The organism is Cupriavidus sp. WS (assembly GCF_000395345.1).
Lineage (GTDB): Bacteria > Pseudomonadota > Gammaproteobacteria > Burkholderiales > Burkholderiaceae > Cupriavidus > Cupriavidus basilensis_B.
Genome location: NZ_AQPL01000199.1, coordinates 1 through 13,676 on the forward strand (window position 1 = coordinate 1; position 13,676 = coordinate 13,676).

General features: G+C 63.8%; 13 protein-coding genes and 1 pseudogene. 2 read left to right on the forward strand and 12 right to left on the reverse strand.

Translation table 11 applies throughout. From position 1 onward, the window contains the following. From K206_RS38475 to K206_RS0116565, 12 genes and pseudogenes are all read right to left on the reverse strand, one after another. Positions 1-225, reverse strand: a pseudogene (locus K206_RS38475) (pilus assembly protein TadE); the annotation flags it as partial. Next, positions 222-2,057, reverse strand: a complete 1,836-nt coding sequence (locus K206_RS0116515) for an ATPase, T2SS/T4P/T4SS family (protein WP_029043716.1) — start codon at positions 2,055-2,057, stop codon at positions 222-224. The gene K206_RS0116515 and the pseudogene K206_RS38475, both read right to left, overlap by 4 nt. A 6-nt stretch (positions 2,058-2,063) precedes the next feature. Continuing rightward, positions 2,064-2,696, reverse strand: a complete 633-nt coding sequence (locus K206_RS38480; protein ID WP_020203501.1) for a hypothetical protein — start codon at positions 2,694-2,696, stop codon at positions 2,064-2,066. A gap of 15 nt (positions 2,697-2,711) precedes the next feature. After that, a complete protein-coding gene (locus tag K206_RS0116525; RefSeq protein ID WP_020203502.1) occupies positions 2,712-4,052 on the reverse strand; it encodes a type 4b pilus protein PilO2 in 1,341 nt (446 codons plus the stop codon). Beyond that, positions 4,049-5,833 carry a hypothetical protein gene (locus K206_RS0116530; protein WP_020203503.1) on the reverse strand — a complete coding sequence of 595 codons (1,785 nt, stop codon included), beginning with the start codon at positions 5,831-5,833 and terminating at the stop codon, positions 4,049-4,051. Before K206_RS0116530 ends, K206_RS0116525 begins: the two co-directional genes overlap by 4 nt. A gap of 15 nt (positions 5,834-5,848) precedes the next feature. Next, positions 5,849-6,469 (reverse strand): toxin co-regulated pilus biosynthesis Q family protein, encoded by a 621-nt coding sequence (locus K206_RS0116535; protein ID WP_029043717.1) that lies wholly within the window; start codon positions 6,467-6,469, stop codon positions 5,849-5,851. Between the two features lie 16 nt (positions 6,470-6,485). Then, the gene (locus tag K206_RS0116540) at positions 6,486-6,926 is read right to left on the reverse strand and encodes a lytic transglycosylase domain-containing protein (RefSeq protein WP_020203505.1); all 441 of its coding nucleotides are present in this window, start codon (positions 6,924-6,926) and stop codon (positions 6,486-6,488) included. Continuing rightward, the gene (locus K206_RS0116545; RefSeq protein ID WP_020203506.1) at positions 6,923-8,179 is read right to left on the reverse strand and encodes a hypothetical protein; all 1,257 of its coding nucleotides are present in this window, start codon (positions 8,177-8,179) and stop codon (positions 6,923-6,925) included. The genes K206_RS0116540 and K206_RS0116545 overlap by 4 nt, the downstream gene beginning before the upstream one ends. Further along, positions 8,176-8,985 (reverse strand): transglycosylase SLT domain-containing protein, encoded by an 810-nt coding sequence (locus K206_RS0116550; protein ID WP_020203507.1) that lies wholly within the window; start codon positions 8,983-8,985, stop codon positions 8,176-8,178. The genes K206_RS0116545 and K206_RS0116550 overlap by 4 nt, the downstream gene beginning before the upstream one ends. Beyond that, the gene (locus K206_RS0116555) at positions 8,978-10,225 is read right to left on the reverse strand and encodes a TrbI/VirB10 family protein (RefSeq protein ID WP_020203508.1); all 1,248 of its coding nucleotides are present in this window, start codon (positions 10,223-10,225) and stop codon (positions 8,978-8,980) included. Before K206_RS0116555 ends, K206_RS0116550 begins: the two co-directional genes overlap by 8 nt. Next, entirely contained in the window at positions 10,225-11,133 is a 909-nt protein-coding gene (locus tag K206_RS0116560) for a TrbG/VirB9 family P-type conjugative transfer protein (protein ID WP_029043719.1), read from the reverse strand. The genes K206_RS0116555 and K206_RS0116560 overlap by 1 nt, the downstream gene beginning before the upstream one ends. Before the next feature lie 20 nt (positions 11,134-11,153). Beyond that, on the reverse strand, positions 11,154-11,861 hold the full coding sequence (locus K206_RS0116565; protein WP_020203510.1) for a type IV secretion system protein: 708 nt from the start codon (positions 11,859-11,861) through the stop codon (positions 11,154-11,156). Between the two features lie 398 nt (positions 11,862-12,259). Here K206_RS0116565 and K206_RS0116570 point away from each other — a divergent pair, with 398 nt between their 5' ends. After that, positions 12,260-13,312: a CpaF family protein gene (locus K206_RS0116570; RefSeq protein ID WP_020203511.1), complete on the forward strand. Its 1,053-nt coding sequence runs from the start codon at positions 12,260-12,262 to the stop codon at positions 13,310-13,312. Positions 13,313-13,327: 15 nt separating this feature from the next. Then, positions 13,328-13,675, forward strand: coding sequence for a hypothetical protein (locus K206_RS0116575; RefSeq protein ID WP_020203512.1), 348 nt, complete (start codon positions 13,328-13,330; stop codon positions 13,673-13,675). The last annotated feature ends 1 nt before the right edge of the window (position 13,676 follow it).

The window sequence follows — 13,676 nt, forward strand, 5'->3', positions numbered from 1 at the left end:
CTCGCCCGCCCGGCGGGTCGCATCTTTCGCGAAATGGTTGGAGATCGGCTCACCCGGCATGGCCTCGATACGCTTGGCCAGGTCGAAGTAGTATTGCGCGCGCTCTGAGCGAAAGCGCAGCTTCGCCCAAAACAGTTTGTCGGAAAACATGCGGTCGCCCATGCGCAAGACTGGCCGTCCGACCACCTTGGCAAACGCACCGCGAATCTTTTCGGTCATCGTCATTGAGAAACTCCATCGTGGCGCATCTTGCGACGTGCGAGCTTTGCCTCGTAAGCATCCATCGAGCTCAGGCGCTCGGCCTCGCGCGGATCGACGACGCCGGTGAACACGTTGTACATCGCGACCTCGAAGCAGGACTTGCCGGTGCTGTCGGGCTGATCGAAGCCGAGCACGCGCTTGCTGCGCTGGTAGGCTGCGAGTTCGAGGTTCCGAGCATCGCGGATATACGCGAGATCCTGCTCGTCGGGCTCGAACATCTCGGCGGCAACGGTCCGGCCGCGGATGCCGTTGAGCATTGGCAGATTCGGGCGCCGGCAAAGCGGGCAGCCCTCCATGTTGCGCACGCGCATGCCGTCGATGTCGAACTGGAAAAGCCGCTCGATCTGCCTGAGCTTCTCGGCGCCCAGGATCTGCTTCATGGCGTCGCCCCTGTGACCGCAGGAGCAGGTCTTCGGGATCAGAGCCTGGTAGACGTAGAGGTTCACAAAACCGGGCGTCGCCAGCACGCTGCGCGGGATCTGCAACTCGCCATCCGAAAGGCGGTCGGGCGCCTGGAGAGCGCCGGGCGCGTGCACGGTGGTCATCGCACGCAGGCCGGCGCCGGCGACGTCGCGGAAGAGGCCCGCCGACTCGTGGTCACGCAGCTCGCCGATCATCACGAAGTGGGGGTTCATCCGCTTGATCTGGCGCTTCACCGCGATGAACGGGTCTTCGTCCCGGTTCGCGCCATCCAACGTCCGCGCGACCGAGAAATGGTGCGTGCCGCGTGCGAGCAGCTCGACGGGGTCTTCGACCGCCATCTTGTGCATCCAGTCTGGCAGCTTCTGCATGACGGCATGGGCGGACGTGGTCTTCCCGGAGCCGACCACCCCAACGAACACAGTGCCACCGCCCTGTTGGAGCGTGGTGCGATAGATGATCTCCGCCTGGCTCGGGAAATATCCGAGGTCGGTCACGAAATCGACGGACTTGTCCTCGACCTCCTCGCGGTGCATCCGCATGACGGTGACGTGCCCGGTGGCGCTCTGCATCGACGCCCAGCGCAACACCACCGCCTGGTCGTCGACCCGAGCACGAATGCTGGTCTGCTGCGGCAACACGCGGCTGAACACCCCCTGCGAGCCGCCCTTGCCCTTCTGCCAGACGTGGGCCAACGTATCGAGCAGCACCCCGGTTTCCATTCGGAACTCCGGCGGGGCGACGAGATGGCCATCAATCGCAAAGCGGATCTGCGACATGCCGCCGTGGTCGACCGCCTCCCAATGCAGGTCGGATGCGTTTTCCGTCAAAGCAAACCGAATCGCGGACTCGAAGTTCTGCCACAAAGCGCTGCCGCTTCGCCGACCCATTGCGCCGACAATCTCCTCGCGGCCACCGCTCGAATCAAAACTGCCGCGCGATAGCGTCACCATGACCTGCGCCGCCGCCACGTAGAGGCACTTTGCCGCTGCGTCGTAGCGCATGCGCAACTGGCGCTGAATCTCCTCGGTGAAGTCCGAACTGAGCATCTCGCGCGTGAGAATCAGCGCGTATTCGCCGCGCTCCGTGCCACCGGCACTCTTCGGCTCGCTCACCAGCACCGGGCAGATCTCATGGCGCAACGACGGCGACATCCGAAGGTCGTCATAGAGCGGCCGCACGAACTGCGGCAGATCATCGACGGTTCGGATCTCATCGCCGCCGTTCGATGCGGCCGCCGCGACCAGTGACGTCGCATGCAGGTGTGGAGCAGCCGGGCCGGTCGGCACCAGCGCTTGTGTTGCGCCAGACAGCACTGTCACGCCGCCCGTTGTGGGAGCGCCGTGAGCCGCCGTGTCGCGTTTGAAGAATTTCATGACCATTCAGCTCTTCGCCGTAGCCGTCGCGGCCACAGGGAATGGCGCTGGCTGCATCGCGGGCATTGCAGGCGCCCGCAACGGCATCACAGGCTGCGGCTGCGGTGCCGTTGGCGCGGTCCCTGCGCCGACGCCCGCCGGCACCGGATCCGCCTTGCGGGATACCGTCGGCTCGGGGTCCACCAGCTGGCCCGGGAGCGCAGTCAGGTCCTCCTCCACCAGATTGGCAACCAGCTTCGTCTTTCCGCGCGTGAGCGTTGTGCCCTTTTCCGTCACGGACGCCACCGTGTACCCGCGGATCGTGCCGCCCACCTTGGCCGGATACAGTTGCCCCTGCCAGCGCACATAGCCGCGCAACTCCTTGCGAATGCCGAGCGCGGACGCGTCCACTCCATAGACGGCGACGGTCTGGGGGCCGCGGTCCTTGGGAGCCGCGGCGGTTGCGCCGGCAGGAGCGACCGACACGATGGGCGGCGGCGCTCCCTTGGCGAGCTCCTGATCGAGCTGCTGCTCGGCCAGCTGCGCATCCTTGGCGATCAGGCGTTGCGTCTCGGTCATCGGCTTCGCGTCCTCGGCGTGGGCTGCGCCAGCAGCGGCAGCAACTGCGAGCGCGGCGCAGGTAATGAGGGTGCGTTTCACGTTTTTCTCCTTTCCTCAATCGCGCGCGTAGGCCGTGCCGGTCAGCGCGAGCATGAACTTCGATTGCTTGATGGCTGGCTGCGCGTCGAGGTTGACGGTCGCCACGATCTGGTCCAGCGCGGCAGTACTCGGGAACGCCACGATCTCGGTTGCATTGCGCATCGGGCCTTCGACTTGCCACGACGCGGTCCGGTATGCGTGTTCGATGCCGATCGCCCCTGCCGGCACCACGCCGAACAAGACCGTATCGCCCAGAACAGCCTTGCCAGTTACCGGCCGCAGCGCCTGGAGAGTCGATCCGAAGCCGGCACGCAATGCCATCGGCTTCGGCAGCTGCGCGAGCAGCGCTGTCAGCCGCAACTCCGGACCGGTCTCAAAGCCACCCTGCACCTCCACCTCCTTGTCCTCGTTGCGGAACGTCGGGTTGGCCAGGTCGTCGGGCAGCGCTCCCAGAAAGGTCATGTTGGTCGCGCCCTTTGTCGTGCTCTTGATCTCGTAGACCAGTTTGCAGGTCGTCTTCGGCGTGACCACCCGGTCGCACGTCACGGTCTTGAGTGACCATCTACCGATTTGCAATGGGACCGCCGTCGTGAACCACGCCATGAAGCGAGGTATGGCGGTAGAAGCCAGAGCCACCGGCACGCTCGCGCGCGCCGCAACATCCTCCGCGTAAAGCTCCGCCGGCGACTTCTGAGGAGGTGGCGGGTGGAGCTTGGCCTGATAGGCGCGGTATGCCTGAGCGCTGTACTGCCAGCCCACGATGCCGAGCACCACGAGAACGCCCAGGACGATCGCCTGCTTGCGCTGCGTGATCGCGCTCGGCTTCTTCAGCAGCGCATGCGGGCCGAGCCCCTCTGCGATCTGCTCAAGCGAGAACGGCACATGAATTGCACGCGTGTCGGGCGGGAACAGCCCCTGAATCTCTGGCGCATTGCCAGCCAGCTTGAATTGACCGTCGCACTTGGAGACGAAGTCCACCACCAGTGCCGCGAGCTCCCTCTCGTCGGTAAGCACCTGGTCGAAGCCGACGCGCGGCCTGCCCTTCACGATCCCGCAGACGAGGTAGCCGACGTGATTGCCATGCGCCTGCAGGTGGAAGACAAACAGCGCATTCGGAGAAAGCTGTGGGATGCGCGCGAGGGCCGCCGCCGCGGAGTAGAGCTTGTCCTTGATCTTCACCTGCGCATCGGCCGAGCCGAGATAGCCCATGTGCAGCGCCGACTCTTCGTGCCAGATCCGTGTGGCCCGAACTTCCTTCGCCACCCGGGCGGCGAGCGCCGCCGGCGCGTCGCTGCCGGTCAGCGTGCGCCACTGCATCCCGAAGGCGACCTTCTTGCCGTGGATGTCGAGGATCATTGGGCAGCCGCTCCCTGATCCTGCACCATCACCGTGAGCAGCACGAGGGTGAAGGTCCGCGAGCGCGATGCGGCCAAGCTGCCGCCGGCGAGCAGCGGCAAGTGTTCCGCCAAGGTCCGGTGCGTTGTGGCAGTGTCGTTCTGGTCGAACGCCGTCACGATCACGGTCTGGCCATTGCGCACCGTCACTTCCTGGCCGTTGATCCCCTTGCCGGAGATTTTCGGCACTTGGACGGATTGCTGGTTCGCCCCCGTGCCGGACGTGAAGGTCTGAATCTCCCCGTCGAGCTGAGACTGGTCGAATGCGAGCGTCATGTTCACGTCGTCGCGCGAAGTCGCATCGGGGAACATGGTGAGCTTGAAGCCCACGGTGCCGGTCGACGTCGTGATACCCGGCGTGCCGCCAGTTCCACCGACGGTCGACGCCGCGGGCGTCGTGTTTGAAACGTAGGTGAACTGCCGGCGGTTGTTGTACTGCGCGCCGTGGCGGTTGCGCATCGCAATCGGCACCGTGACGGAGGTCGAAACCGTGCCGTACTGCTTGAGCGCGTTGACGATTGCCTGTGTGCCGTTGAAGCCGTCAGAAGTGATGGACAGGCCCAGGCTGCCAGCGTCGGCGCCCACCAGGGACGTCGGCGACAGTGCGGTCAGCGAGAAGCCCGGCACGTGCTCGAGCGCCTTGGTCAGCAAGACATTCCAGTCCACGCCCGCCTGCCCGGTGTCAGTGATGGTGAAGTCCACCGTTTGGAACTTGGCGTAGACCATCCGCGAATAGATGCCGATCTGCCGCCTGAGTATCTCGTCGGCGCGATCCACGGATTCCTTCGTGTCCGTTAGCGTCAGCAGGCCGGTCGACGGATTGATCGACATGGAGCCCGAGACGGTCAGCACCGGCTCGATGCTCTTGCCGATGTTCTCGAAATCGTCGATGTCTTTGGCTTCGGATTTGGTCGCCGTGTCGACCTGCACCGCCTGCCCCGCGGAATTGCCGCTGGCGCCGTTCGCCTGCGTCGTCTGCCGGAATTCCGTCGAGAACGAATTCTTGCCCGGCCGGATGGGCAACTGCCACATCTTGGTGGCGAGCCGGTAGAAGCGGATGACGCTCTTGCTCGGCACGTATTCCCAGTTGATCGACAGCCGCGTGGCGATGAGGTCGAGCATCGTGGCCAGCGGCATCTTCTCGCTTTGCTTGAACTCGACGTTCAAGGCGGATTCAACGAGCGGAACGGCCTGGTTCGGGGCACCGCCGGCGGCGCTGGCGAGGCCGGCCGGAAGCGGACCGCCGAGCGTGGGTGCCGGGCCGATCGTCGGCACCATACTGGGCGAATTGCCATTGCCCGTGCGGCTGTTCGCCGCCGCTGCGGCTGTGCCGCGCGGCATGAGGGCAGCCGGCGGAAGGTACACATCGTTCTCGATCTTGACCGGAATGCCGGTTGCCATCGTGATCCGCTGGCCAGCCACCGCCAAGGGCATCGAACGGTCCGGAAAGATGACCAACGTGTCAACGTCCTTGCGCAGCGCCAGGGGCAGCGTGACGTTGCGCGATGTCGGCACCGCCTTGCCTGCCAGGAACGGTTTGTCCACCTCCTGCGCGCGCTCGATCGCCGCTCGATCCCGACGCATGCGGGCATACAGCGACTCGGTCATCTCGTCGGAGCTCGCCTGCAGGCCGTCAACCGCCTTCTGGTTGCCTTCGAGCAGTTGGGGCGACACGCAGCCCGAGAGGATCATCGTGGTCAGCAGCGCGCCGGCGACGGGACGCGCGAGAATTTTGAGTGTCATGTCGGGTTGGTCCAGTTAAAGGCTCGGGTCGCACTTCGTGGTGGCCTTGACGACCCGCACGCGCTTATTCGAGTAGAAGCACGGCTGCAGCGCGTAGTCGGTCAGTTCGGTCGAAGCGAGCAGGTGGCGCACGGCTGCCTTGAAGTCGCCGTCGAAGCTGTCGGTCCCCTCCACCGGGACGTCGTTGTCCAGCTCCCACGGAGCCAGCGTCCAGCCCGCGCGCGGCGCCCACGCTTCGATGACCTGGCGGAACGTGCCATCGCCCGGGGACACTACCCAGCTCGTCGGCACTGCCGGTGCGCTCGGCACGGTTGCAATGGGAGCGGCCACGGCAGCCGGCACGATGTCGGTCTTCGAATCGATGGAGGGCCCCGCCGCCACCGGCACGTTGCTCGGAGCCGTGGCGGCAGGCGCCACTGGTACCGAAACCGCAGGAGTGGATGCGCTGCGCTTGGTCACGCTGGCCAGCGGCTGCCAGCCGGAACCAGTCAGCGGCTTGGTCGGTTCGAAGCTGCCGACAGGCTCGACACCGAACGGCGACGTCGCCGCCGCAGCATTTGCATACGCGCTGGCAGCGATCACCCCGACGGTGACCAGAATCCGGGCGAGCCGGGGGTTGCATGAAAACTGAGACATGGTGACGTTCCTTCGGTTATCGGGTCTGCGTGCGCAGCAGCACTTGGTAAATGCGGTTGGCGTACCTCAACCGCTTTTCGGGCGCGCCGGCGTTGTAACAACCGACGGCGTTCCAGGTCGCGCCATTCCGGTCCAGGCAATCTCGCAGCACCCAAGCGCCGACATAGGCGTTCACGCACGGGTTAAAGAGCGACTGGCGCGTGATGCCATAACGGGCCAGCCTCGGCAGGTGGACCGAGTTGATTTGCATGAGCCCGATGTCCTCGGTGCCATTGGCATTGCGATTGACTGCACTCGCTCGCATGCCGGACTCGTGCTGCGCGATCGCGCGCAGCAGGACGGGGCTCAGCTGCTGGTATTGCGCGGCCTCGTCCAGACAATCCGCATGCGCCGCAGGTGCGAGCACGATGACCGCTGCGATGCAGGCCCTGCTCAAGACGGATTGGACGCGCGTCATCGGTTCGCCGCTCGCTCGTAGAAGCGCACTTCCGGCACGCGATCGACCTGGACTACATTGCCATCGGCGATCACCGTGAGGTGATCTGATATCCCGTTGAACTTGTAGAAGCGGTCCTTCTGCTCGCCGCTGGCCTGGCGGTTCTCTCCGAATACCGAGATGCTCACCATCGACTTCGCGAAGCTCAGGTACGTTGCGCCATCCTTCTCGAAGATGCGCTCCAGGCCGGCGCCGTTGTCCGTGGGGAAGAGGTACGCAATGCCGGGAACGCGCGCGACCTCGACAGACTTGCCGCCCCCGACTGCAACGAACTGATCGACTGTCGGGAAGCTAAGCACCTTTTCGGCGTCGTTCCAGTCCACATCGAGCGTCTTGCCTCCAACGTCGCGCACCACGAAACCCTTGGGCTGCTCGACAAACCGAATCTCGATCTTGCCGTTTTTCGCATCGCGGATCGCCACGGCATCAAACGCACTGGCCAGCGACGGACCTTCGGGAGGTTCCGTACCAATCGGGCCAACCGCTGGCTTTGCAGCCGCCTCGGTCTTCAGCCCTGGCTCCGGCACTTCCGGCCGCCCCGCAGCCACGGTGGCACGCGCTACGCCTTCGACAGCGAAGCCTTTCGGCGGGGTCCCGCGCAAAGCGATGTTCCTGCGCCCAAAATCGACCTCTGCGTAGAGGTTGCGCTGCTCAAGCACCCGACCCAACGCCTGGAGCCAGTTTTCTCCGCCACGCGTGTCGATAGTCACGTCGTCGGTCAACGCGATGTCCTTCTGCGCGGTACCGCTCCAGCCGGTTGGCGCGATGGTGCGGACCATCTGCGCAAGCGGCAACGACGAATGGCCCGGCCGCACCAACGGGAGGTTGCCGTAGCTACCGATCAGGGCGATGCGCCCGGAGATCGCTGCCAGCGGCTTCGGCAAGTCGCCGATCGGATTGGCAGGTTCGGAGGTGAATCCATTGGCCCGCTTCCAGCGGGCAACAACCGATTGTCCGCCGACGGTGTACCGCACCACATCCGGCACACCATCCACGACCCAGTACGGGCCGTTCTGCTGCGCGCCTTCGGCCAGGACCTGCTGGCCGGCGCGGGGCTGGATATAGGTCGCCGAACCGTCGTTGAAGATCAGCGCCGGCCGGTCCGCCGCGCGAGCGACCACCTGATAGTCGAAATCGAGTGGGTCCGTATCCGCGGCGAGCGCGGTTCCGCTCGCTGCCAGCGCCAGCGCGGAGAGAAGGAGCGGTTTGATCATTTTTTTGTGTCCAACTGCGAGAGATGATTCATGAAGCGCTGGAAGTACGGGCCGCCGCGCGCGGGGTCAGCGCTGTGGTACCAGGCCACCGCCTTAATCGACGAACCGCTACGCTGCAGGTTCTCGGCGAGAATGCTTTCCGCAACGCGGATGTTCGTCGCCGGCGCGAGCGCCGCCCAGGCCGACTCGAAGCGGCGGCTGTGATAGCACCAGTTGACCTGCATGAGACCGACGTCGAAATCGCACCGGCGTGCCGAGATGAGTTGTTGGATCGCCGCATAGGCGTCCTCACGGGTAGCAAAGAACATCCCGCGACCGGCAACGTTGAGCGTCCACGGCCACGGCCTGCCTCCAAACGCGGACTCGTTCATCGCGATGCCGGCGAGTATCTTGGGATCGATACGCTCGCTCATCTGAGAAAACGCTTCGGTCTTCGGTGCGCAGGCCCATCCGCCCCTTCGCTCCGTCATCGCGGCCTGAGCTGCTTCGACCAGCGCGGCCGGCCGCAACCAGCCTTCGCGGGCAAGCAGCGTAGCGATCGGCTGCATCGTGCCGCCGAGCGTGACTTCTGGGCCAGCGGCGCCACCAGGCTCGATCTGCGCCCCGATCAACTTCGCCGACCAACCAAGAAATGCGTCCAGCCCGCAGTACAGGACTGGGCGGCCTTCGATCGTGTGCACCCGTGGCTGGCCGTCGGCACGGACCACGATTGCGTTCGGGCTAATGACTGCCTCGATCGTCGCCGCGTGCGCGCAGCCAGCGCCAAAAGCAAGCACCGCGAGAGAGCAGCGAATGGACTTAATCACGATACGGCTCCAGCACCATGTCGTGCTTGACCTGGACCATCATCTTTTGGCCCGGGTCCGTCGTGATGGTTGCCCGAATCCCCTGATTTCGGTTCAGGATCGTTTGCGCCGTCTGCGTGGCCACCTGGCCGGCGGCGTTGCTATATGCCGTGACACCGCCAGCACCGAATGTCGTCGCCGTGGGGGTATCGTTGAAACGCAGCTGCAATGCGCCAATGACGAGCGCCCCGCCGAAGATCTTCCAGAAGTGGTTATTGACGTCGCCACTGATGCCCGAATAGCCATTCGGGTCCGCGCCCTGCATGCCGAGCAATGGAACGGTCTTGCCGTTCGGAAGCTGCATGCGAACAAACGCTGCGAGAATCCGCTCTTGCCCGATCGCGATGTCGCTGTTGTAGATGCCGACGAGTGTCGAGCCGGCAGGGATGATCCTGCAATCCCCTTTCACCGTGTCGAATACGTCCTGCGATACCGTCGCGCGAAATTCGCCCGGCTTGTCGGAGTTCATGCCCCCAACGAAGTTCGCCGGAATGATGAACCCGCGACTGAGCGTGCACTTGGGCAGCTTGCCATCAAATCCCGTCCGAAGCGTGGAGACCGCGGCCGCTTCTTTCAAGAACTGTTTGTCGCCCGACATGGACGCGGCCGCGGGTTCGTTCGTCACCCCCGCGGTCGCCGCCGCCGTACGGGCAGCCGCTGCCTGTTGCAGCAGCCGCATCTGCACGGGGTCCGTGACATCCACAAGACCCGCGGCGGGGGCCTTGACCTGATTGATCTGCGACTTGCGGCTGCCGGTCTTGAAAACAGGCGACGTATAGATGGAGTCAAGCTCATTCTTAGCCGCATCGGGACCCGACTTTTCCACCGGGCCGCCGAGATCGCGTGCCGTCATCACTGGCGTCTTGCCGCTGGTGTCGGGTTTCACCGCAAGTTGCCGTTGCCGCTCCGCTTCTTCGCGCGCCTTCTGCTGCTGCTCGCGGATGGTCCGGTCGAGGGATTGCCCGCCATCCGCAGTGTTCGCGCGTTGCTTGAGGAGGGTCGCACGCTCCTCCTCGGCCTGAGCATCCAGCTTCGCGTCGGTCTGCGACTGATAGAAGTAGCCAAGGACGCCTACCAGCACGGCTGCCACGGCACCCAGCGAGTAGACGATATTGCGCGGCAGCTTGCCTTTGACCGTCCGATCCTGCGCGTCGCTCACATCGGAGACGCTCTTGTCCCGACCGCTCTTGTCGCGACGCATTAGAACAGCCCCAGGATGCGACGACGGCCGCGCTCGACCTTCACCTCCGTGTCGCCCGACCGCAGCGCGATGGTCTTGGCCAGCCGCTGCACCACCAGGTAGTCGCCGCGACGGATGAAATTGACCACAACGAAGTCGCTGCCGTCCTTTATCAGCGCCACGGGCCAGTCGGCGCCGTTCGGGATCCGCAGCCAGACTGACTTCCCGTCGTCGAAGACCGTATCCGGCCTGAAGTCCGCACTACCGGAAATGCTGTAGTCGAAATTCAGCTTTTCCGGGGAGACGGCCACGATATCGCCGTCTCGCGCATGCGCGTCCGGCACCGCCACTGGGTCTGCCTGCTCAGCACGCTCGGCGCGCGCCTCGCTGCGTGCTTTCACCTTCGCAGAAATCGAGGCCGGGATTCGAAAACGCACCTTCTGGTAGAAGATGCCGCCAAGCGGGGACGATACGAGGGTGAACTCGTAGCTCCGCTTGTTGGTATTCACCGAAAGCGTGTTGACGAGGCCAGGGGCCTGCGGCTTCACGTAGAGATGGTTCGCGCCGTCGGTATCGTAGTCCCACCGGACGCTCTCACCCCACGCCGGATCGCCAACAATTTGCTCGTCGTCCGGAAACTCGATCGTGGTCATCTTCAGCGGGGCGCTGAGTACGCGGAAAATCTGGTCGCGGTTATAGGTGAAGACCACGAGCCGCGAGTCGCCCGGCAACGCCATCGGATCCGCCCCACCATTGAACGGATTGGCGGGATTCATGGCATCGCTGAGACTGCCAATGCCCAAGCCGGGCAGCCCCAGTTTTCCGGCTTGCGGCTTGTCCGCCGTATGCCCCTCGGGGGACGACAACAACATGGCCACTGCAAGAGCAATGGCAAGGGAGGAGAACCGGGAAGTCATAGGAGATTCCATTGCGGGCGTGCCGTGACCGTTCAAACGGCAGACTTTTGAATGCTGAAGAAAACGGGGTAGATGCCGAATGGGTTGGGGCCGAGCGCCGCGTCGCTTTGCGGGGGCTTCACCTGGTATCGAAACGTGATCGCGTACCGCTGGCGGCGCGGCTTGTACCCATCTTCCGATGTGGTGGTGATGAACTCGACCACTACCGTGTTGTCAGGAAGCACCGCAATGTTCGTCACCTTTGGCTCTCGAACCAGCGTCGGCGAGGCGCTGATGGAGCGAAACGGCGCGTCGTCGTCGACCCATGCCTGAAACTGGTCGCGCGCGGATCCGATCATCTGATCCCGCACCGTCCGCAGGCTCCGCGACATCCGGGAATCCTCGATCTGCGGGGTGAGGATCGGTTCGATGGTGTACATGCGCGTCACGAGATCCTTGAACGCCCACTGCAGCTGCATGCTCTGTGGCACGTAAGACTCCAGCTCGCGCGTGATCGGCTTGCCCGTCGCGTCGCTCGATACGCCTACCACCTTGACCACCGACGGCGGAGCCTCTCGCGTCATGATTGCCGCCAATACAAGGCCTGCAGCAACGAAGGTAGCGATCTTCCAGTGATTCCGGTCGACGGCGATACGCGTGGTCCGATCGAAGATCAATTGATTCGGGCTCTCACCGGCGTACATACCCGGCGCCACAGCCACGGCTTTGGCTTGATCGGACTTTTTGGAGAAGAGCTTCATGCGCGGCAACGTCCTATTGGATGCCGCCAATTGAAACAGCGAAAGCCCCGATGTAGAGAGCCGAAAGCTATGCGATTTTCGTGAGCATTCCGCTTTAATTCAACTCTCTGTCTTCCAGGAGGACCTAATGAGCCGCCTGCCCCTCAAGCCTTCGGTCTCAGCTGATTCGACGGCATGAGTAGGGCCCATCCGAACGCAAACCACAGCGTCTAGCGACCAAAACAGGTTTTCCGTCGAAAGCTAGCATTTTGAGTGCGCCTTTCCGAGATCAACTCAATATCGTGATATTGGTGTCGGGTGAAGCGCAGAAAGCGCTCTCGCATTTTCGCCGAATGCTCACGAAGATCGCATAGCTTTCGCACCACACGCGACGATCAAGCCCGCCAACAATAGCGGGCATGGATCCAGTAGCCGCCAACCACCCTTTCCTGCAGCTGAGCCAACTCGAAGAAAGCGCCGTCGCGATGTTCTTCGAGTCACTGTCTCCCATCCGTCCGTACTTCGAAGCGCCCGACATCGCCGAGGTCATGATCAACAACCACCGGAGCGTATGGATCGAGCGCCGGGGTCAACTGATCAGGCTGGACATCGAGCTCGAACCGGCCAAAGTCGAGGGCGCAGTGCGCGCCCTTGCCTCATCCGTGCAGAAATCGGCCGTCCGCGGCACCGCCCAGGGGATCATCAACGCCGGCCACAAGGGACTACGTATTGCTGCGGTCATGCAGCCGACCGCGATCGACGGCCACGCGCTGAGTATTCGGCGGCATCGTGAGACCAAGCTGAGCCTCGCTGATTATGCGCAGGCCGGCGCCTTCTCGTTGCGTCACGCCCGCAGCGCAGAAACCGACCGACCTATCTTCAACGGAGTCGTTGAAGACGAAGCGTTGGCGGAAGCCTTGGGGCAGATGGTCGTCCGCCGCAAAAGCGTTCTGGTCGCCGGCGGTACCTCATCGGGGAAGACCACCTTCCTGAACGCACTCGTCGAAGCGATCCCGCCATCCGAGCGGGTCGTGACGATCGAAGACACGATGGAACTCAAGCCGCAGGTGCCGAACACGGTCCGGCTGCTTTCGAACACCGACAAGAACGTCACCACGCAGCAGCTCGTCGCGCTGAGCTTGCGCTTTCGGCCTGACCGCATCCTCGTGGGCGAAGTCCGCGGTGGAGAAGCGTTCGACCTGCTTCAGGCCCTCAATACCGGACATGACGGGGGTATGGCGTCCCTTCACGCCAACAGCGCACCTGCGGCGCTGGCCCGGCTGGAAAGCCTCGCCATGCTCGGCATCCCCCAAGGCTCTCGCTGGGAACTCGACGACATGCGGAAGCTTATCGCCGAGAGTTTCAACTTTGTGGTGCATATGCGCCGCACGGGAGAGACCAGACACGTTTCCGAGATCGTCGAGATCAAGGGAGCACGCAAGAACGGCTATGACCTCCAACGCGTTTTTTGACCACGAAACCAAATCATGCTGAATCGCACCTTCCACCGCACTGCCCCGATCGTTCGCGAGTACGCCGCTCCGGTCGTATTGCTGGCCGCGCTCCTCACCGTAGCTCCCCCCGCCCTCGCCCAAGAGATTCCCGCCTTCTCGAATCTCGGGATCTTCATCTGCGGCCTCGCGACGTTCGTCAACACGAAGTACCTATTCGTTGGTGGCCTCGTGTTATTGGTCTTCGGCTTTATTGCACTCGCCGCCGCTGAGTCCACGATGATGAAGGTTCTGTCGGGCCTGATCATGGGGGTCGGCCTTGCGGCTTCGGCGCCAGCGATCATGAAGCAGTTTGGCATCGGCGCCGCCTGCAGCGGCTTCTAGC